Source organism: Emticicia sp. (assembly GCF_043780375.1).
Taxonomy (GTDB): Bacteria; Bacteroidota; Bacteroidia; order Cytophagales; family Spirosomataceae; genus Emticicia.
This window is the reverse complement of sequence record NZ_JAYWCU010000273.1, coordinates 1-19,573: the sequence shown is the minus strand read 5'-3', so window position 1 is coordinate 19,573 and position 19,573 is coordinate 1. Positions and strand designations below refer to the sequence as shown.

Below are 19,573 nucleotides of genomic sequence, written 5' to 3'. Positions count from 1 at the left end.
GTCTGTTTTTCTTTCAGATTTATTACAATGGAAACAAAAACAACTCTTTGATAATCAGGTAGTTAGAAAACAAAAAGCATTCAAAATATGAAAGAGCTTGTTAACACATTAGACAACCTACCTTTCGGGGTGGGGATGGGCTTAGTGTCAGATAGCATAAGATTTTTCAAAGAGTAATAAAAAAACGCTTCAACCATCCACCCCTCATTGGGGTATTAGCTACTTTACATATTACCAAAAATACGGTGAAGATTGAATGAAGACTCAGGAATATCAAATGTAAATCAATGAATATCAAGCAGGCGTAAAGTTAAAAACTATTATGTTCTTGTATTTAAGAGAGAAGATCTAAAGAATACTTACAAAGATTGCAATAACAAAAGGAAAGATTTTGATGGTTGTTGTTAAACTTCTTTTGATTCATAACATCATATATTTATTAATCAAAAGGATGAAGGAATATCGTAATGGCATCTTAAAATCAATCAAATGTATTTGTCAATCGGTACTTTACATCTTGTTTACGAATTGACGAAGAATGCTTTAGAATGGAAATTTCAATTAAAAAAGTGTTTTTACCGAATGTTTTGTTGATGGTAAAATGCACTTTTAGGCTGTTATGAAAGAAGGGATTGAGATGCCAATATTTGGTAAAGATATTTTCTTGTACAACCTTATTTCGACCGACGCTCGGTAAAAAAAGTTTTAAAGAAAGAAACCGATATTGGAGTACGCAAGAAGATGAAAGTAAAATTCCACCAACGGTACTTCACACTACTGTGGACTGTCAATTATTGACTGTGGACTACTTAGTTTTCAAGAAATCATATTCAATAAATACTGTCCATATCCACTTTTAATGAGGGGACGAGCAATAACTTTTAATTGTTCTGCATCAATGAAGCCCATGCGGTAGGCAACTTCTTCAATACAACCAACTTTTAAGCCTTGTCGCTCTTCAATTACTTGCACAAACTGCCCCGCTTGCATCAATGATTGGAAAGTGCCTGTATCCAACCAAGCCGTTCCTCGGTTCATGATGCCTACGCTCAGTTTGCCATTTTCAAGATATACACGGTTAATGTCAGTAATTTCCAATTCACCACGGGGCGAAGGCTTGATGTTTTTGGCTATTTCAACTACGCTATTATCGTAGAAATACAAGCCAGGCACAGCATAATTGGATTTAGGATGCGTTGGTTTTTCTTCTATCGAAATCGCTTTTCGGTTTTCATCAAACTCTACTACGCCGTAGCGTTCTGGGTCTTGTACTTGATAGGCAAATACCACTCCTCCATCGGGATTGGTGCTACCTTGTAGTAATTTACTTAATCCACTACCATAAAAAATATTATCTCCCAAAACCAAAGCTACCGAGTCATTCCCAATGAAATCCGCCCCAATAATAAATGCTTGTGCTAACCCATCAGGACTTGGCTGCTCGGCATAGCTAAAGCTACAACCAATGCGACTACCATCTCCCAATAATTTTTGAAAATGCGGTAAATCGTGGGGGGTAGAAATAATTAATACCTCTTTAATACCCGCCAACATCAATATTGAAAGTGGGTAATAAATCATAGGTTTGTCATAAACGGGCATTAACTGTTTGCTAACCGCCAATGTAAGCGGATGTAAACGTGTGCCAGACCCTCCTGCTAATATAATTCCTTTCATAGAAATAGCTTTGAGCTAATAGCCATTGGCTATAAATGTTTGTAAAATGATTGCTTTTTTAAATAGCTTCTTGAAAATTTAATAAGTTGAACGCAATTAAGTATTTCCCTCATTTGAATATCAAACCTCATTCCCTAAATTCCCTTTAGCCCTCTCCTGTGGAGAGGGTAGGGTGAGGTAAAATACAATATTACTTGAATGCCTTTTAAATTAAGTTTTTTCCTTATTTGAATCTCAAACCTCATTCCCCCAAATCTCCTTTCTCCACAGGAGAAAGGAGACTACTTCAAGCCCTCTCCTGTGGAGAGGGTAGGGTGAGGTAAAATACAATATTACTTGAATGCCTTTTAAATTAAGTATTTTCCTTATTTGAATATCAAACCTCATTCCCCTAAATCTCCTTTCTCCACAAGAGAAAGGGGACTACTTCAGAGAGGGTGGGGTGAGGTAAAATACAATCTCAGAATGCCATTTAAATTAAGTATTTTCCTTTTTATGAATATCAAACCTCATTCCCCTAAATCCCCTTTCTCCACAAGAGAAAGGGGACTTCAATCCCTCTCCTGTGGAGAGGGTGGGGTGAGGTAAATACAATATTATTTTATTATGTTTATCCCGAAAATTAAACAACAAAACTTGAATCAACATGCTCCTTGATTAATTTTCTTAGACTTTCAACGGTTTCCCATTCGGTATTTTTCTCTGAATTATATTTAAATCCAATAGATACCTTTTGGGCTTTGAAATGGTCTATAAATTCTTCCAACTCCCATTTGTGAGTAGAAGGTAAAATAGTATAGTATTTACCCAAATCATAGGTGAGAAAAGAATCTGACTCTGTAATCATTTCTTCATGTACTTTCTCACCGGGTCTAATGCCCACAATTGGCTTCTCACATTTTGGTCCAATTGCTTCGGCAATATCCATGATTCGATAAGACGGAATTTTAGGAATAAAAATTTCTCCTCCCCAAGCGTGTTCAAGAGCGTGCATTACCATGTCCACTCCTCCTTGTAGAGAAATATTAAAACGAGTCATATTTGGGTCAGTAATGGGTAGTATTCCTTGTTTTTTCTTATTTATGAAGAAAGGAATAACTGAACCATTTGAACCCATCACATTGCCATATCTTACTACGGAAAATTTGATTGGATTCCACCCTCTGATATTATTAGCGGCTACAAATAATTTATCAGATGTTAGTTTGGTTGCTCCGTATAAATTAATTGGGGCACAAGCCTTGTCGGTAGATAAAGCGATTACCCTTTCGACTTCGGTTTCTAAACACGCATTGATTACATTTTCTGCCCCTAACACATTGGTTTTTACACATTCCATTGGATTGTATTCTGCAATATGAACGTGTTTCATTGCCGCAGCATGAATAACATAATCAACCCCTTTAAATGCTCTTTTTAATCGCTCGAAATCCCTAACATCGCCAATAAAATACCTCATTTGAGGATATTTATTTTCAGGATACTCTTGAGCCATCTGAAATTGTTTCTGTTCATCTCTTGAAAAGATAATAAGTTTCTTTATTTCAGGGTATTTTGATAATATATGACCAGTAAGGGCTTTGCCCAAAGAGCCAGTCCCACCTGTAATAAGAATAGATTTATCTTTTAATGTAAATGACATCTAAATATGTTTTTGTTATCAATCGGAATTTATAAGCCTGCTTAAACTTTTATAAATTCACTGAGTATTGCTTTTTTCTCTACCTTACTTTTTAACTGGGCGTTCCCGTCTTGATACAAAAAGTAACAGCAGCGGCTGACCGTAAAAAAATCAAGAAAATTTAATCGCGTCGGCGAACCGACTCGCTGTCGCTCGAACAGTAAATTTTCTGGCTTGGCTTCTTAAAAAAAAGTTTAAACAGATTCGTAAATAGGTTAGTAACCAAATTCTCTAAAATTAATCTTCTAAATTAAGCGTGTCTTCAAAAACATCATCTAAATCTAACTCCAATCCAACTAAAACACTACTATTAACTTTATCACCTCGAGTATAGGGTCTTTGAGAAAAATAAATACCATCTTTTAATGAATAAATCTGTAAAACCTGCTCTGATGGAAATACCACCCAATATTCTTTTACTCCAGCTTGTTCGTAAATGTCATACTTATCTTTCATTTCTCTCTGGGCGGGCGACGCTTCGCAATTACCAGGAGAAAGTATTTCAATAACCAAGTCGGGAGAACCTACACAACCATGTTTTTTTATTTTAGATGTATCGCAAATGACACAAATATCAGGTTGTACTATTGTGTCATTTTGACCATTTATACTTGGCAAGTAAACATCAAATGGTGCTGAAAATGCCAGGCATTTTTTCTTTCTAAGGGAATATCCTATTAAATTAGCTAAATTCCAAGAAATAATTTGATGCCTACTATTGGGTGCCGGTGACATTTTAGAAATATATCCCCTCAGCAACTCAACTCGTTCTTTGAATTGCCAGCTCAAATAGTCTTTGAATGTGTATGCTTTAGATAAATCTAATTCATTAAGGTTTGTTATTGCCATTGTACTGAAAATTTCTTGTAAGAACTGTTTCTATAAAGGAGATATTTGATTTCTATTTCAATACCTGCTTATAATTTTTCTTTCGGATTAAAGCTATCATAACGCCAATAATTCCACCCAAAAACGCACTAATAATAGCAATGATTGCCTTTTTAGGTTCACTCTTTTTATTGGGAACAACGGGTGGTTCTAATACTTTTAGTACTGGGGTCTCTTGTTGAATCTTTAATTTTGCCTCTTCGTATTTTTGTAATAAACTATTATAGAAGGAGGAGGAGATTTTATATTCCGATTCTATTCGCTCTCTTTGCAAATCTGCTGACTGCAATTTCATCATTGATTGTTGAAATTGGTCGCTGTATTGTGCTTTTTTAGCTTGATTATTATAATATTTGCCTTTAGCTGCATCTAATCGTTCAGCAAGAAAATCTAAGTCTTTTTTTGCTTTTTCGGTTCTATAATTAGTAATATAATTAGTCAAATAGTCCATGCTATACCTTGTAATAAGTGTAGCTACTACTGGATCTGGCATTTTTACTGTTACTGTTAGTAGTCCTGTTTTTTTATCAATTGCTGCATTGATTCTTTCCCGTAAATCTTTTAAATTATTCTCGGTTTGGTAACTAACAGCAATGTATTGATTACTGATTGGATATTTAAGTTTTTTATTTTCTTCTTTAATTTTATTATCCAAAATGTATTGGTCATAAAATTGACTAAATAACATTTCCTTATTTTCTTTCGTCTTAATCTTAATTTGAAACAAATCTAAGAAGAATGGTGTACTCTTCAAAACATCGGGGTATAAATCGGGGCGAATAGCATCACCTCCACCAGTTACTGCACTTCCAATATCCACACCAGCTAAGCTTGCCAATCCAGCAAACTGCCCAAGTCCACCAGCTTTAGATTGATATTCGGGTAGGATTTTTCCACTTGCAGTAAACTCCTCTCGCAAAGAAAAAGCATAAACTAATCCTAAAATTGTAAATAATGCTGTAATTACGAATATCCAAACCTTTTCTTTCCAAAGGATTTTAAAAAACGCACCAAAATCAATGCTAATAATATCTTTTTCTTCTTCCATTTTCTGTAATTTTTTTCCTTGAATTTAGGGATTATTAGACTCCTTTTTTATAAAACCCTTAACACAGTAACTAATATTGTTACAATTGAGACCAAAGCTGAGCTCACTGCAATTCTCTCTGCAGGAGATGATTTAGATTTTTTTCTTACAGGAACAAATATTTCAGATCCATTTTCTATTTTAGGATAAGCCTTTATTCCTAAGAAGCTTTTGGTACGGTCAAGTCTGCCATTACCATACCTTACATATGTTTTTTTAACGTAAGCACTATCAGTAGTTCCTCCAGCTAAATTAATATATTCTTTTAATTTTAAATTGGGAACAAAAGGAACAGTGGTTGGATTATAGACTTGCCCATTAATGGTTACAGTTTCTTTTTTACGAGGAATATCTAAAACATCACCACTATTGAGTACTAAATTATTAATATCATTTCGATTAGCTAAAACTTTAGTCAAATCAACACCTATTACTTTGCCTGCTCTGGTAAATCTGGCACTACCTAAATCGGCCTCACTTCGAGTACCGCCTGATTTTAAAATTAAATCTGAAATTTTCTCGGTTTTATCTCTTAAAGCATAAGGACCAGGGTAAAATATTTCTCCAATGACAGAAACAGTTTTTTGCTCTTCATAACGAGGTAGTCTTCTGACATAAACCTTGTCAAAGGGGTTTAAAATTACTTTTTTATTTTCAGCACTTAATTGTAAATTTCTATCTATATCAAGCAATTGTATTCTAATAGATTGCTCTTTGGGCAGTAAAAATGTATCGCCTTTTATTCTACGGGCAATTTCTATTTTAGAAGCACTCGCTCCATCCGAAAAACCACCAGCCATTGTTATTAAATCTGAGACAGTCATGTTATCAGCATATTCATAATTGCCAATTTTATTAACAGCACCATCAATTGATATAGTAAGCTTTTCTCTTAAATCCTTGTACGCTTTTATAAACAAGGTATCTTTTAATTTTAAACGAATATCTTCTGATTCACCCTTCAAAATTTTGTTGAGGTCTAAAGCTAAAATTTCAGGTTCAAGGTTTTCTCGTTCTCGTTTTAGTATTAATCTGTCTTTGAATGCATCTTGTTTTAGTCCTTCTGCTCGACTAATTAGCTGTTTAATAGTCATTCCAGGCTCTAATTCATAGTTTCCTTCTCTATAAATAGCCCCTTTAATTGTAACAATATTTTCAAATCTATCTAAAACTTTTCCGATTGTATAAATATCTCCCTTTTGTGGAATAAATGAAGAAACCTCACCTTGATTAAGGGTAATTATTTTTTTCTCAGTAGATGTAATTCTTTCCAAAGAAAGTGTTTTGGTATAAGCCAATTCTTTAAATCCCCCTGCGTATGACAATATATCTTTTAGTGTCTCACCTTGTTTTACCTCAAAAATCTTTGGGTTACGTATTTCTCCTCGCAAAGTAACACGAGCCTCTACATAAGAGATATGAATAATGTCTTGGTCTTGTAGTAAAATATTGTCTTTTTGGTCACCATGTAATAAAAGATCATATACATCAAATACTCGGATTATTTTCCCGTTACGGAAAACTTCAATATTTCGTAATGAGCCAATTTCAGAAGGTCCGCCAGAAGCGTATAATACATGGAAAACATTAGCCAAAGAAGGAACCGTAAAAGTCCCAGGCTGAATAGCTTCCCCAATAACGGTAACAGAAATACTTCGGATATTGCCTAAAGTAACATCGGCATAAAGCCCCCCGCCAGTACTGTTTAGACCTGCAAAACGACTTTTTAAACGATTAATAATGCGTTCACGGGCTTGCTCAATAGTTAAGCCACTTACATAGATTGGACTTAAAATGTCAATTTGGATTGTTCCTTCGGGAGAAACTTTTGCTTTATAGTTTTGTGAAGAAAAACCAGTAATAGAGATGTTTATTTCATCATCAGTGCCCAAAATATAGTTTTTAGGGGTGGGTATTCTTAGATTTGGCTCAAAAGTGTTTTTTCTATTGTTAAATAAACTCAATCCAAAATATTTTTCTCTTCTGATAGCCGTACTATCTTCTTTAATTTGTTGTCTTACACTCTTTGTTGAAGTAGTATCATTGAGTTTCCTTTCTGTATCTGTCGTATTTGTATTGACAGCTCCTTTTTTACCTGATTGAAGATGCGTCATTCTTTCTTTTACCTTTGCAATATCATCTGCACTATATCCCTTTAAAGCCGCCGCCGCAATTAGCTGTTCTTCTGTCATGCCACTCTCTTGGGCTTGCTTCATAAACTGTTGGATTTGTTCATCCGACAACTCATTTACGCTTTGGGCATATGTACTATGTATTCCTAAAAAGAAAATAATACAAATAAAATAAATCGTATTTATCGACAGAATTGTGTTTTTATTAAGAAACATTTTGTGATGGCTTGTAGATTAAAAGCTATAAAAGAAGTGCAATATTAGGCATTTTTCTTCAAAATAGAACATCAATAAATTATTTTTTTAGTAATGATGCCATTTAAAGTTTGCTTATTATGTAGTAAAACCGTAGTTTATACATACTTACAACATACCAGTTAGATTACTCATCAAGACTTTGATAAAAATTGTACTTTTTCAAGATAACAAAAAGAGATGGACTTCTTAGAAATCCATCTCTCTCTTAATACTTTCTTATTAAATTTAATTATTCGGAATAATCCTTTTAGCATTTGAATAGCGTTTTTGTACGGCATCCCAATCAACGATGTTCCAAAAAGAATCAATATAATCGGGGCGTTTATTTTGGAATTTTAAATAATAGGCGTGTTCCCAAACGTCTAAACCCAATACAGGGATTCCTTTTTTATCAGCTACATCCATCAAAGGATTATCTTGGTTGGGTGTAGATGTGATAAATAGTTTTTCTTGGTCATCCACACAAAGCCATGCCCAGCCCGAGCCAAAACGACCAATCGCCGCTTTTTTGAACTCATCTTTAAATGCTGCCAATGAACCCCAAGTTTCATCAATTGCTTTGCCAAGCGTACTTGAAGGTTCGCCGCCGCCGTTTGGTGAAAGAATGTTCCAAAACAAATCATGGTTGAAATGTCCACCACCATTATTACGTACTGGAGCTGGATATTTACTGATATTTGCCAATAGGTCTTTCAAATCTAAACCTTCTAACTCTGAGCCCTCAATGGATATTGCAGCAATGGCATTGTTGAGGTTGGTTACATAAGCTTGATGATGACGGTCATGGTGAATTTCCATTGTCGTCTTGTCAAAATGAGGCTCCAGTGCATCGCTTAGATATGGGAGCGGGTCGAGTGTATATGCCATTTTTAGAAATAAGTTTGAGTATGTAAATACAAATCTGATGATAACTTTAATACTAACAACTAAAGGCTAAACGCTAACAACAAATTTTATGTTCGCAAACTCATGAAAAAATTCTTTAAAATCATTTCACAGTCTGTTTCCAATATGTTTTTTATGATTTGAGTTTTAGGATGAAGAATGTTCGGACTTACTCGACTAAAGCCTCGTTTGGAGTCGGAAGCTCCATAAACAACTCTTTCAATTTGCGACCAATGTAATGCTCCTGCACACATTACACAAGGCTCAAGCGTTACATAAAGTGTACACTCCTTCAAATATTTTGCTCCCAGAAACTGTGATGCAGCAGTAATAGCAAGAATTTCGGCATGAGCAGTTACATCATTGAGTTGCTCAGTTTGATTGTTTCCTTTACCAATAATTTTGCTTCCACCAACCACAACAATTGCCCCAACAGGTATTTCTCCTGCTTTGCCAGCTTGGATTGCCAAGTCAAGGGCTTTTGCCATGAAATATTCGTGCGAGTATAGAGGAAATGTCTTCAGTTATCAGTCTTCAGTAAACAGTTAATAAATTATCACATTGCTTTTTACAATCCAAATTGTGCCGAAAGTTCCAACATTCTTTCGATTGGTTTACGGGCATCGGCGAGCATTTTGGTTGGTAGAATTATTTCTGGAGTTTCATCACGCAAACACCGAAAGAGCTTTTCCAACGTATTTAGCTTCATGTGCGGGCAGTCGGAACAAGCCTTACAAGCGTGTCCATTTTTTGATGTGGGTGCTATATAAAACTTTTTATCAGGGGCAGATTTTCGCATTTGGTGCAAAATTCCCGACTCAGTTGCTACAATAAATTCTTTTTGTGGACTGTTAATGACGTGTTTCAAAAGACCAGTTGTTGAACCAATATAATCGGCTAATTTCAAAACAGATTCTTCACTTTCAGGATGAGCAACTACTTCAGCGGCAGGGTGTTTGGCTTTTAGGTTGGAAATCATTTTTCCTGAAAATGTTTCGTGAACCATGCAAGCACCGTCCCACAAAAGCATGGGGCGGCCCTCCGCATCTCTACCTGTTACACGATTAATATAACCACCCAAGTTTTTATCGGGAGCAAAGATTATTTTTTGGTCTTTCGGAAAACTTTCAACGATTTTTACGGCGTTGCTACTCGTACAAACAACGTCTGTCAATGTTTTCAGTTCGGCTGAACAGTTTACATAAGAAATAACCACATGGTCGGGATGTTGTGCTTTGAAGGCTTTAAACTCTTCGTAAGGTGCAGATTCTTCAAGCGAACAACCAGCGTTTATATCTGGCAGTAATACTTTTTTGTTGGGAGAAAGGATTTTTGCAGTTTCGGCCATAAACCGAACACCTGCAAAAACAATGATGTCGGCATCGGTTTTGGCAGCTTGCTGCGAAAGCCCTAAACTATCGCCAATATAATCGGCAATGTCTTGAATTTCGGCAATTTGGTAATAATGAACTAAAATAACAGCATTTTTTTCTTTCTTCAACCGAGCTATTTCGGCTACATAATCAATTTTTTCAGCGATCATCTTTTAAGAATTTACGACGGGGTCGCCCGTGCGATTACGAATGGGTTTTCCATTTTAGGGGAGAATGTAATTTTAAAAGTACCATAATCCTTGAACCTCACCCTGCCCTCTCCACAAGAGAGGGTTTAAAGTCCTCTCCTGTGGAGAGGATTTAGGCGAGGTTTCTTGGTACTTTATTTTTTACCATATCCCTAAAATAACTATTGGCTTTTGCTTACTTACAAGCAAACTCCCAAATTTTATACATACTTACATTTCCTGTTCTATCTAAGTATGATTCTTTTATTTTGTTGCCCTTGGCATCGTATTCAAAGGTACGAACACTTATCATTTGGTTATTATAAAAATAGTTTTCTTTGCTCATATTTCCTTGTGAGTCATATTCATAGGTGAAATAATAATCTATTTGACCTTTTCCATTCAAGCGAGTTTTTTTTAAAAGTTTCCCTACTAAATCATACTCATTGTTTGTTTCGGCGTATAAAATATTGTTGCGTATCGTTTTATCTTTTAACAGATTTCCTTTGCCATCATATTCATAATCTGTCAAAAGGGTTATTTTATCAGCAGCATCAAAATGGATAGATTGTGCAATATTTCCTTGTAAATTATAGCTTTTTGTATCTGACATCATCAGATTTCCACTGGCAGTGCTAATCTCTTTTTTTAGTAATTGCCCCACTTTATTGAAAGTATTTTTTTCTTTCGTTAGTTCTGTTACACCATCTTTGGCATAAAAAACTTGTAGTGTTTCTCCATTGTTTGCTGTGAGCGAAGCCAATGGAGTTGTTTTCCCATCAGCCGATGTGGTTTCGCTTACTAAGTTTCCAGCGGCATTATAATTTTTCTTGGTAACTTTTTTTACTTGCCCGTTTTGCTTGTAAGTTACTTGAGAATTCTTGCCGTCTGTATCATATTCGTAAGCATATTCGTTGGTATAATTTCCAGTGTTTTGACTTGAAAATGTATCAATTTGTTTCAAAAGATTTCCTTGAGCATCATACTTTTTGGAAGATTGTTGCTCTTGCTGTCCTTGACGAAAAAATTGATAGTTAGTTTCTTGGCATTTATTTACTACTGAACTATTGATTTGTGCAGCAGCAAAAAAAGGCGTAAAAAGAAAAAACGTTTTAAAAAATTTCATGTTTATTGTTTTTTGTAGTGTGATTTTGCAAATCGCAGGTTTGCAAAATAGAAATTAGCTAAATATCCCGATGGGTTTCACAAAAATTAACGTGCTTTGCAGTTAATTCGTATCCTTAAAGACGAAATTACGACTTTTCGACCAAACAATGCAATCGAATATTATTCAACGGTAAAGTTTAGAATATTTTTGCCATATATATAACACAAAATTCAAAGATTGAAATGACAACAAAATTTTCAAAAAATACTTTTTTATATGTAGTTATTAGTTTTTTGCTATTTGGTTGTGGTGAAACTGTTACAAAAAAGGAATATAAATCGCCCGATGAGGAGTATGGCGAACTTTTTAGGGAAGTACAATTAAAATTTGTCTTTCCCGACTCAAAAACTTTTCCTGATTGTGTACCTAAAACTTCCTCTGTCGAAATTTTAAAGAAATACGAAGAGCAAAAATCAAAAAAGAACTTCGATTTAAGGGCTTTTGTCTTAGAAAACTTTAAACTTCCACAAACGCTAAGTAGCAATTATATGAGTAATCCTAATAATTCTGGCGAACAGCATATTGATGAATTATGGAAAGTTTTGATTCGACAACCAAAAGATGAAGGCGGCACACTCGTGCCTTTGCTTAAACCTTACGTAGTTCCTGGAGGGCGTTTTGGCGAAATTCATTATTGGAATAGCTATTTTACGATGTTGGGTTTGCAGGCAGCAGGCAAGGATTCTTTGATGTCGAATACGGTGCTGAATTTAGCTCAGTTGATTCAGGATTTTGGACATATTCCGAGTGGAAATAGGAGTTATTATTTTAGTCGTTCGCAACCACCTTTTTTTGCTTCGATGGTAAAAATCTTGTCCGAAATGAAAGGGCATGAGCAAAAATTAGTGCAATATTTACCACAAATACAGCGAGAATACCAATATTGGATGGCGGTTGAAAATGGGGGAGAAGATGCTCAAAAACAAAATGAAGCTCGAAAAAAAGGTGATAAAGCCTATAAAAAGACCGTTTTCTTAGGAAAAGATGATATACTCAATCGCTATTTTGATGAAAAAAATACACCTCGCCCCGAAGCATACAGAGAAGACATTGCGACTGCAAGTAAATCGGGTAGAAATGCTAATGAAATGTACCGCCATCTTCGTTCTGGTGCCGAATCGGGCTGGGACTTTTCGAGTCGTTGGTTGCGTGATGGGAAAAATTTAAAAACTATTCATACAACCGATATTTTACCAGTTGACTTGAACGCCTTGCTTTATAATCTGGAAGTTACAATTGCTGAAATATATCGAGCAAAGGACGAACCAGAATATGCTAAAAGTATGCAAATCTTAGCCGACAAACGAAAAGCAATTTTTGATAAATATTTTTGGAATGAAAGTGCTGGGTTTTACTTCGATTATGATTTTGTTGCAGGAAAGCAGACAGATGTTTATTCATTAGCAGCAGTTTATCCTTTGTTTTTTAAGTTGGCAACGCCTGCCCAAGCTAAAAAAGTAGCAAAAATTATAGAAGGTAAATTCTTACAAACAGGCGGATTGACAACAACGCTCAATGAAACAAATCAACAATGGGACTCACCCAATGGCTTTGCTCCGCTACAATATTTGGCAATTCAAGGATTGCGTAATTATGGATTCAATGATTTAGCCAATAACATAAAGCAGAATTGGGTAAGTAATAACTTACGAATGTATAAAAACACTGGGAAAATGGTCGAAAAGTATAACGTTTACGACCTTTCGCTAAAAGCTGGTGGCGGCGAATATATTGTACAAGATGGTTTTGATTGGACAAATGGTGTTTTACTTAAATTACTTTCAGAAAAAAAATAAGGTCATTTCAAACCTGCATTTGCAAGGTCTTTGTATCCACCCCCAGAAAGGTTGTAAACTTGCTTAAAACCAGCCGCTTGCAATATTGGGGTTGCTTTGCTGCTGCGTCCGCCTGCTGCACAATAGACAAATACAGGCTTGTTTTTATCTAATTTTTCAATTTGTTGCTTAAAATCAGCATCGTTGAAATTGATGAAATTAGAAGAGGCGATTTTGCCCGATTGCCATTCTTGAGGTGTTCTTACATCAAGCAATTGAGCATCTTTTGTGACTTTGATTTTAGCTATAAAATCTTGCGGAGCAAGGTTTACATTTTGGGCTTTTGTGCCTATAAAGGAGAAAAGCAAAATGGCAAAAAGTAAGAAAGAAATTTTTGAAAACATGATGCCTAACATTTAAAGGTGAATAAGTTTACACAAAACTAATGATTTTGTGCAAACTTAAGCATCATGGCAAAACTAAAACCGCACTTACCGGAAAATGATCAGAAGGTCGAAAGATGAAAAAGAACCTGTTTAAAGTAAACTTGCCAAAAATATCAGCAAGTTTATTTTAATTGATGGAGTGTTTTTGCAATTTTTTCTTTACCAACCTGGATTTTGTTTAAGGTTTGGATTGGTAATAATATCGCCAGTTGGAATAGGGTAATAATAGTTTTTATCTAACCATTTTCTTGGAATATTATTCAACCAAGTTAGTTCGCCCGAAGTATCTCCTGCAATTAGTTGAGAATTTGGTTTTCCGGCAATTAAAGGCGAAACTTCTACATAAGTAACCCCCGAAACTTTCGTAGGAGCAGTTGTTTTATAAAATGCAACATCCAAAATGCCATCTTCATTGAGGTCTAAAGGTGTATTGAGTGAAGGAATGTACATTCCGTTCCATTCCATTTGCATCAATTCGCCCCTTTTCCATCTAACAATATCATCAAAACGGAAGCCTTCTAAGCATAATTCGATGCCTCTTTCACGGCGAACTTCCAACAAAATTGGGTCGTTTATTTCAGGAAAATAATTAGTTTTCAAGTAGTTGTCAACAACCGTTGGAAGCGTTGTAAGTCCACTCGTAATTCCTGCACGCTTTCTTAATGCACCAACTGAAATCGTCCAATCAGCATTAGTCATTGTGCCTAATTCGGCTTTTGCTTCAGCATAAACAAGCAACACTTCTGCTAATCTAAAAATCGTAACTGAGTTGATGTTCAAGTCACGGGTATCATAATACATATCGTCCAAGGCCCATTTGATAGGCATATAGCCTGTAAATGTATAAGAAAATAAGGGAGGAGAAGCCACAGAAACGCCATTGCTTACTCTTTTATAATCGCCAACACGAATGGTTTGTTGCAATCTTTTATCTCTGTTTTTTACTTCATCTTTAAACAACATTGTTTTGTAGGCGGCATTATTTGTATATGGAGTTCCGTCAATATTCAAATAAGTATTTATAAAAGTTCTGATAAAACTTGCTTTGTCGCCATACGTTCCACTTGTCCAGTACCAGTTAGCATCATTTAGGTTATTCAAGGCTAAATCACATACAGCCGACATCATTACTTCTGTAGCAATTGGAGCTGGATTGATAAATACTTGACGATACGATTTGTCTGTTCCTGCACCATCGTACAATTTATAGCCACCTTCATCTATAACTTTTTTGGCAGCTACGGCAGCTTGCGTTAGCAAACCAGCAGCCGAAGCCTGCAAACCAACACTTGTATGATATTTTCTGAAAGTACCTTCGTGCAATGCAACTCTTGCTTTCATGGCATAAGCCACATATTTTGTAACCAAACTCCTTGTAGCTTCACTGTTTGAAGTAATGGTTTGGCTTGCATAATCTAAATCTGCCAGCACCGAATCCATCACCATTGCTCTTGGGTCACGCCCTTTTGTTAATAGCTCAGTATCAGTTACATCGAGCGGTTTGTTTATCCAAGGCACATCTCCGAAGCGTTTTACTTTATCAAAATAGAAATATGCTCTGAAAAATCTGGCAATTCCGAGATAGTTTTTTCTTACTGCCAAAGGCACTTTTGGGTCGTTACAGTTTTGAATGAAATAATTGATATTTCTCAAATCTGACCATGACCAACCAGAACTCGTATTGGCACTAAAGTTTCCGTCTGTTATAAATGCAGGTGAATCTTTGCGAGCCTGATAGTCGGACATGGCATCGGCTCGGTGCAAATTTTTTCCGTTTATGATGTTATAAAAAGAATTTGTATATAAAATCAAACCACTTTCATTGCCAAAAATTGGGCCTTTGGTGGTGGTGGCTTCTGGCAGTTCTTCTAAATCACAACTTACAAAAATCGTTGTTGCAAGCAGTAGAATGATGTATTTTAGTTTCATATTTGTAGTTTTTTGAAAATTAGACAAATTTTTGAAGTCAATTTACTAACCTCACCTAAATCCTTTCCATAGGAACGGTACGCCGCTGCGGAGGACTTTCACTACTCCCTTCTCCTGTGGAGAAGGGTTGGGGGATGAGGTTTTCTTACCCTACCATCCCGCTAAAATGTAATTGATAAACCAAGTGTTACACTTTTCATGATTGGATAGTTGTTACCATCGCCTGAATTTCCACCGGGTGAAAACACTTGGTCAGATGCAACCGCACTTTCCACATCAAAATCTCTCGTGATTTTGAAAAGAGGAGAAAGTGTCCATAAATTTTCGCCCGAAACATAAACTCTTGCTGCCGATGAACCAATTTTTGAAGCCAAAGTTTTAGGTAAATTATAGCCAACCTGAATGTTTTTCAGACGCATATACCTAACATTTTGAAGGTATTTTGTTTGAGCTGCTGCTAATGTTCCGTTGGCATTACTGGCAATACGAGAAACATAACGAGGAAAATACGCATCAGGGTTTTGTTCTGTCCAGATATTTCCAAGCTGACTTGCAGGAATTCCACCATAAGGGCGGTTATATTGTCCCCAAAACAAATTCGCCTCACGACTCGGATACCAATCTTGCTTGCCTACACCTTGCACAAATGCCGAAAAGAAAAAATTGTTCCAATCAGCTCCAAGCATCACCCCATAAGTAAATCGAGGTGTTGAGTTACCAATAATCGAACGGTCGCCTGGATTTTCAACTCTTTCTGTTCCCGGCGTAATTGCTCCATCGCCATTGGTATCTTTGAATTTTATATCTCCTGGAAACCAAAGTCCACTTGAGGCAGTTCTGAATAAACTTTGAGAAGCACTATTTTTAACATCTTCTGCCGACTTGAAATATCCATCGGTGGTGTAGCCCCAAATTTCACCCAAAACTTGTCCTTCATAATAATCGCTCAATAATTTTTGAGGATTATTGTATTTCAAAATAGTTGATTTGTAGTCAGAAAGTGTCAATCTCACATCATAATTCAAAGTTTTTGCCCCAGTTTTTATCTTATCACGGTAAGAGAGCATTGCCTCGAAACCTTTGGTTTTCAAATCGGCATAGTTTCCTTTTGGAGCAGTTGCACCAAAAACCGCAGGAAGTGTCAAGCCAACCGTAAACATATCTGTTGTTGTTCTGACATATACATCGGCCACAAAATTTAGGCGATTATTAAGCATTGCTAAGTCAATACCGAAGTTTTGTGTAGTAGCAGTTTCCCAAGTCAATCCTTCGGGGATCACCGTTGGGTTTCTGGTTTGCTGAGGTTTTTGACCATTTAAAATTAAGGCAGATTGAGTAATGCCAAATTGCTCTAAGTAAGCATACGAACCAATATTTCCATTGCCAAGCGAGCCATACGATGCTCTTAGTTTTAGGTCAGAAATGATGTTTTCGGGAATTTTCCAAAAAGACTCTTTTGAAAGCCTCCAACCGACAGAATATGAAGGGAAAAATGCAAAACGCTGGTTGGCAGGAAACTTAGAAGAACCATCATAGCGACCATTGATTTCAAATAAATAACGGTCTTTGTACGAATAATTTAGCCTTGAAAAACCACCCATAATTTTCCAAATTTCCCAACCACCAGTTGTGGTCGTTACTTGTCCTAATGCCAAATTGATGTCGTTGGCATCTTCAAAAATTAAACCGTTTCGTTGAGCCGAAAGGCGTTTAAAATTTGATTGCTCGTAATTATAACCTACCAAAAACTTCAAATAATGGTCGTTTTTGAAAGTATTTTCGTATTCTGAATATAAATTGGTGGTCATATAAGCAGTTTCACGATACACATCATTCAAGAAATTTGTTGTAGTGCCAACGTAGGAAATAACCCCAGGCTTGATGCTATATGGTACTGGCACAGCTTTCGTTCTATCATTATTGTCTGTATTTTGAATCGTAAAATCTCCTTTGATTCTGAATTTATCTTTAAAAAAAGAGCTTGCAAAACCAGTCGTATTTCTGAACACTTTTTTGTTGTTGTCAATGCCATTTTTCCCATAATAAAAATCACCAACATTATAAGCCGCCGAAGCTGTTAGGGTTCCGTCAGGATTCAACAATGGCGATGGAACTGGACCTTCGTCAGCAATATTTCTCCAAATACCGCCACCTTCGCCAACATTCAGCGGATTGTGGTATTTCATATCCGAGAATTGCGACATATTATTGATTTTCAACCAAGGATACAATTGTATTGAGCCTTTTCCAGTAAAATTGAAAATACGATAATCATCAGAATTGTAGCGAAACAAACCAGTTTGACCTAAATACCTGCCTGTAAGCAAATAACTTGCTTTTTCTGAACTTCCCGAAATACTAATATTATGCTCGTTCGAGCTATTTTGGTCTTTGTAAAGCAAATCATAATAGGCGGTGTTTCCATAATAAACATATTCGCCTGTAATTGGGTCAATTTCGACTTCGGGCAAGCCTCCAACCTCTTTTCTTCTCTTGAATTCGGTTAAATACGCTTGTGAAAATTTGAGCGTTTTGTTAGCATTTTGTGGGAAAGTTCCCCCAAAATTTACAAAAGACTCGGCAAACATCGAAGACCATAAATAGCCATCGGACACCAAATTAGGCTTTGCAATAGCACCTTTGAAAGAATAATTGGTAGAATAAGTTACATTGGTTTTTCCAACCGTAGGATTTTTTGTAGTTATCAGAACCACACCAAAAACACCTCTTGCTCCATAAATAGAAGCCGAAGCGGCATCTTTCAGCAAAGTGATAGTTGCAATATCATTAGGATTTATCAAACTTGGGTCGCCCTCAACATTATCAATTAAAACTAAGGCACTTCCACCTTGTCCTATCGAAGTTGTACCTCTAATATTAAAAGTTGGAGCTTGGTTTGGTTTTCCATCACCCATTTTAATATTTAAGTTTGGCAAAACCCCTTGTAAACCTTGGTTAAGGTTTGTCATGGCACGGTTTTCATACACATCACTCGTAATCATATCAACCGCACCAGTCAAATTGGCTTTCTTTTGTGACCCATAACCAACCACAATCACCTCAGAAAGTTGTTTGATGTCTGTTTTTAAAGAAACAGTAATTTCAGATTGGTTGCCTACTTTAATCTCTTGTGGAGCATAACCAACAAATGAAAAAACCAAGATTGTCTGCTCAGTTGGCACATCAATTTTAAATTTTCCATTAACATCAGTATTTGTACCTTTTGAAGTTCCTTTGATTGTAACACTCACTCCCGGAATTCCAGAGCCAGTTTCATCGCTCACAGTTCCTGTTATTGATTTGTCGATGGGCAAAACGGCTATTTTTGCTTCGTCTGATGACGATTCGCTCACATTGCTTGTCTTGATAGCTTTTTCAGGAATGGCTGGACTCAAAATGATTTGTCCACCAATGATTTTATGCGAAACCTGATAAAGTTTTAATACGATGTCTAAAACTTCATATAATTTCTTGTCTGAAAGAGTCAATGAAATCTTGCGGTCGGCTTGAATAGCCTTCGAGTTATAAACAAACTTGGCATCGGTCTGCTGCTCGATTTGATTAAGCACCATGCGAAGTTTCATGTCTTCAACTTTTAGTGACACTGACTTGTTGAGCATTTCTTGAGCCTTACCATCGAAGGCAAAAGAAACTCCTACAAACAGCACCGCCAAGGTCAGTTGTAAAAGTGAGATTTTCATAATAGTCAGTAATAATTGACTGTTTTGTCGAGTTTTTTTCATACGTTTGAAATGTTTTGTTAGATTTTCGTAAGATTTTCCGAAACACACCCTTTGTTTATTTTGGCTCGTAACCAATCAAAAAGGGTTTAATTTTAAGCTGACAATGCTCGTAACATTGTCGGCTTTTTTTAATTGCAAAGGTAAAGGTAGTGTTTGTTTCAGGTTTAGGTTTTCATGTTTTGTTTAGGTTAAATTTTGGTGTTAAAAATATTTGATTGTTTAAATAGACTTCCTGCGAAAGTATTTTAAGTCGAAAAACACCATCTTTTCGGCTACAAATTGAGCAAATTTTTCAACCGTAGCGGTGCTATGGAATTCCATTCGGGCTTCAAAATTTCCTCAA

At 36.0% G+C, this 19,573-nt stretch carries 13 protein-coding genes; 1 reads left to right on the top strand and 12 read right to left on the bottom strand.

Translation table 11 applies throughout. The features are described from left to right. Window positions 1–816 precede the first annotated feature (816 nt). The 9 genes from rfbA to ACH2CJ_RS20080 all read right to left on the bottom strand — a co-directional run bounded on the left by rfbA (window position 817) and on the right by ACH2CJ_RS20080 (window position 11,295). Window positions 817–1,677, bottom strand: a complete 861-nt coding sequence (gene rfbA, locus ACH2CJ_RS20120; protein ID WP_394995886.1) for a glucose-1-phosphate thymidylyltransferase RfbA — start codon at window positions 1,675–1,677, stop codon at window positions 817–819. A 622-nt stretch (window positions 1,678–2,299) separates the two neighbouring features. Beyond that, entirely contained in the window at window positions 2,300–3,319 is a 1,020-nt protein-coding gene (gene pseB, locus ACH2CJ_RS20115) for a UDP-N-acetylglucosamine 4,6-dehydratase (inverting) (RefSeq protein WP_394995883.1), read from the bottom strand. A gap of 276 nt (window positions 3,320–3,595) precedes the next feature. After that, on the bottom strand, window positions 3,596–4,207 hold the full coding sequence (locus ACH2CJ_RS20110; protein ID WP_394995881.1) for a Uma2 family endonuclease: 612 nt from the start codon (window positions 4,205–4,207) through the stop codon (window positions 3,596–3,598). 52 nt (window positions 4,208–4,259) lie between these two features. Further along, window positions 4,260–5,294 (bottom strand): Wzz/FepE/Etk N-terminal domain-containing protein, encoded by a 1,035-nt coding sequence (locus ACH2CJ_RS20105; RefSeq protein ID WP_394995879.1) that lies wholly within the window; start codon window positions 5,292–5,294, stop codon window positions 4,260–4,262. 47 nt (window positions 5,295–5,341) lie between these two features. Then, window positions 5,342–7,681 (bottom strand): SLBB domain-containing protein, encoded by a 2,340-nt coding sequence (locus ACH2CJ_RS20100; RefSeq protein WP_394995877.1) that lies wholly within the window; start codon window positions 7,679–7,681, stop codon window positions 5,342–5,344. A 267-nt stretch (window positions 7,682–7,948) separates the two neighbouring features. Then, a complete protein-coding gene (locus ACH2CJ_RS20095) occupies window positions 7,949–8,590 on the bottom strand; it encodes a superoxide dismutase (protein WP_394995874.1) in 642 nt (213 codons plus the stop codon). Between the two features lie 86 nt (window positions 8,591–8,676). Next, entirely contained in the window at window positions 8,677–9,132 is a 456-nt protein-coding gene (locus tag ACH2CJ_RS20090) for a nucleoside deaminase (protein WP_394995888.1), read from the bottom strand. Between the two features lie 44 nt (window positions 9,133–9,176). Then, entirely contained in the window at window positions 9,177–10,151 is a 975-nt protein-coding gene (gene nadA, locus ACH2CJ_RS20085) for a quinolinate synthase NadA (RefSeq protein WP_394995872.1), read from the bottom strand. A gap of 214 nt (window positions 10,152–10,365) precedes the next feature. Further along, window positions 10,366–11,295, bottom strand: a complete 930-nt coding sequence (locus ACH2CJ_RS20080; RefSeq protein WP_394995870.1) for a hypothetical protein — start codon at window positions 11,293–11,295, stop codon at window positions 10,366–10,368. A 224-nt stretch (window positions 11,296–11,519) separates the two neighbouring features. On the opposite strand from ACH2CJ_RS20080, the gene treF reads away from it, so the two are divergent. After that, window positions 11,520–13,133, top strand: a complete 1,614-nt coding sequence (treF, locus tag ACH2CJ_RS20075; RefSeq protein WP_394995868.1) for an alpha,alpha-trehalase TreF — start codon at window positions 11,520–11,522, stop codon at window positions 13,131–13,133. Window positions 13,134–13,135: 2 nt separating this feature from the next. Here the strand turns inward: treF and ACH2CJ_RS20070 are convergent, their stop codons facing one another. From ACH2CJ_RS20070 to ACH2CJ_RS20060, 3 genes are all read right to left on the bottom strand, one after another. Then, window positions 13,136–13,516, bottom strand: a complete 381-nt coding sequence (locus ACH2CJ_RS20070; RefSeq protein WP_394995865.1) for a rhodanese-like domain-containing protein — start codon at window positions 13,514–13,516, stop codon at window positions 13,136–13,138. A gap of 201 nt (window positions 13,517–13,717) precedes the next feature. Continuing rightward, the gene (locus tag ACH2CJ_RS20065; RefSeq protein WP_394995863.1) at window positions 13,718–15,487 is read right to left on the bottom strand and encodes a RagB/SusD family nutrient uptake outer membrane protein; all 1,770 of its coding nucleotides are present in this window, start codon (window positions 15,485–15,487) and stop codon (window positions 13,718–13,720) included. 161 nt (window positions 15,488–15,648) lie between these two features. Then, the gene (locus tag ACH2CJ_RS20060) at window positions 15,649–19,230 is read right to left on the bottom strand and encodes a TonB-dependent receptor (protein ID WP_394995861.1); all 3,582 of its coding nucleotides are present in this window, start codon (window positions 19,228–19,230) and stop codon (window positions 15,649–15,651) included. Window positions 19,231–19,573 lie beyond the last annotated feature (343 nt).

What these genes read in the sequence shown, in the direction of transcription:
- nadA (WP_394995872.1), bottom strand. Translation starts at nt 10,151, where the DNA reads ATGATCGCTGAAAAAATTGATTATGTAGCCGAAATAGCTCGGTTGAAG.
- ACH2CJ_RS20080 (WP_394995870.1), bottom strand. Translation starts at nt 11,295, where the DNA reads ATGAAATTTTTTAAAACGTTTTTTCTTTTTACGCCTTTTTTTGCTGCT.
- ACH2CJ_RS20100 (WP_394995877.1), bottom strand. Translation starts at nt 7,681, where the DNA reads ATGTTTCTTAATAAAAACACAATTCTGTCGATAAATACGATTTATTTT.
- ACH2CJ_RS20065 (WP_394995863.1), bottom strand. Translation starts at nt 15,487, where the DNA reads ATGAAACTAAAATACATCATTCTACTGCTTGCAACAACGATTTTTGTA.
- treF (WP_394995868.1), top strand. Translation starts at nt 11,520, where the DNA reads ATGACAACAAAATTTTCAAAAAATACTTTTTTATATGTAGTTATTAGT.
- rfbA (WP_394995886.1), bottom strand. Translation starts at nt 1,677, where the DNA reads ATGAAAGGAATTATATTAGCAGGAGGGTCTGGCACACGTTTACATCCG.
- ACH2CJ_RS20070 (WP_394995865.1), bottom strand. Translation starts at nt 13,516, where the DNA reads ATGTTTTCAAAAATTTCTTTCTTACTTTTTGCCATTTTGCTTTTCTCC.
- ACH2CJ_RS20060 (WP_394995861.1), bottom strand. Translation starts at nt 19,230, where the DNA reads ATGAAAAAAACTCGACAAAACAGTCAATTATTACTGACTATTATGAAA.
- ACH2CJ_RS20110 (WP_394995881.1), bottom strand. Translation starts at nt 4,207, where the DNA reads ATGGCAATAACAAACCTTAATGAATTAGATTTATCTAAAGCATACACA.
- ACH2CJ_RS20095 (WP_394995874.1), bottom strand. Translation starts at nt 8,590, where the DNA reads ATGGCATATACACTCGACCCGCTCCCATATCTAAGCGATGCACTGGAG.
- pseB (WP_394995883.1), bottom strand. Translation starts at nt 3,319, where the DNA reads ATGTCATTTACATTAAAAGATAAATCTATTCTTATTACAGGTGGGACT.
- ACH2CJ_RS20105 (WP_394995879.1), bottom strand. Translation starts at nt 5,294, where the DNA reads ATGGAAGAAGAAAAAGATATTATTAGCATTGATTTTGGTGCGTTTTTT.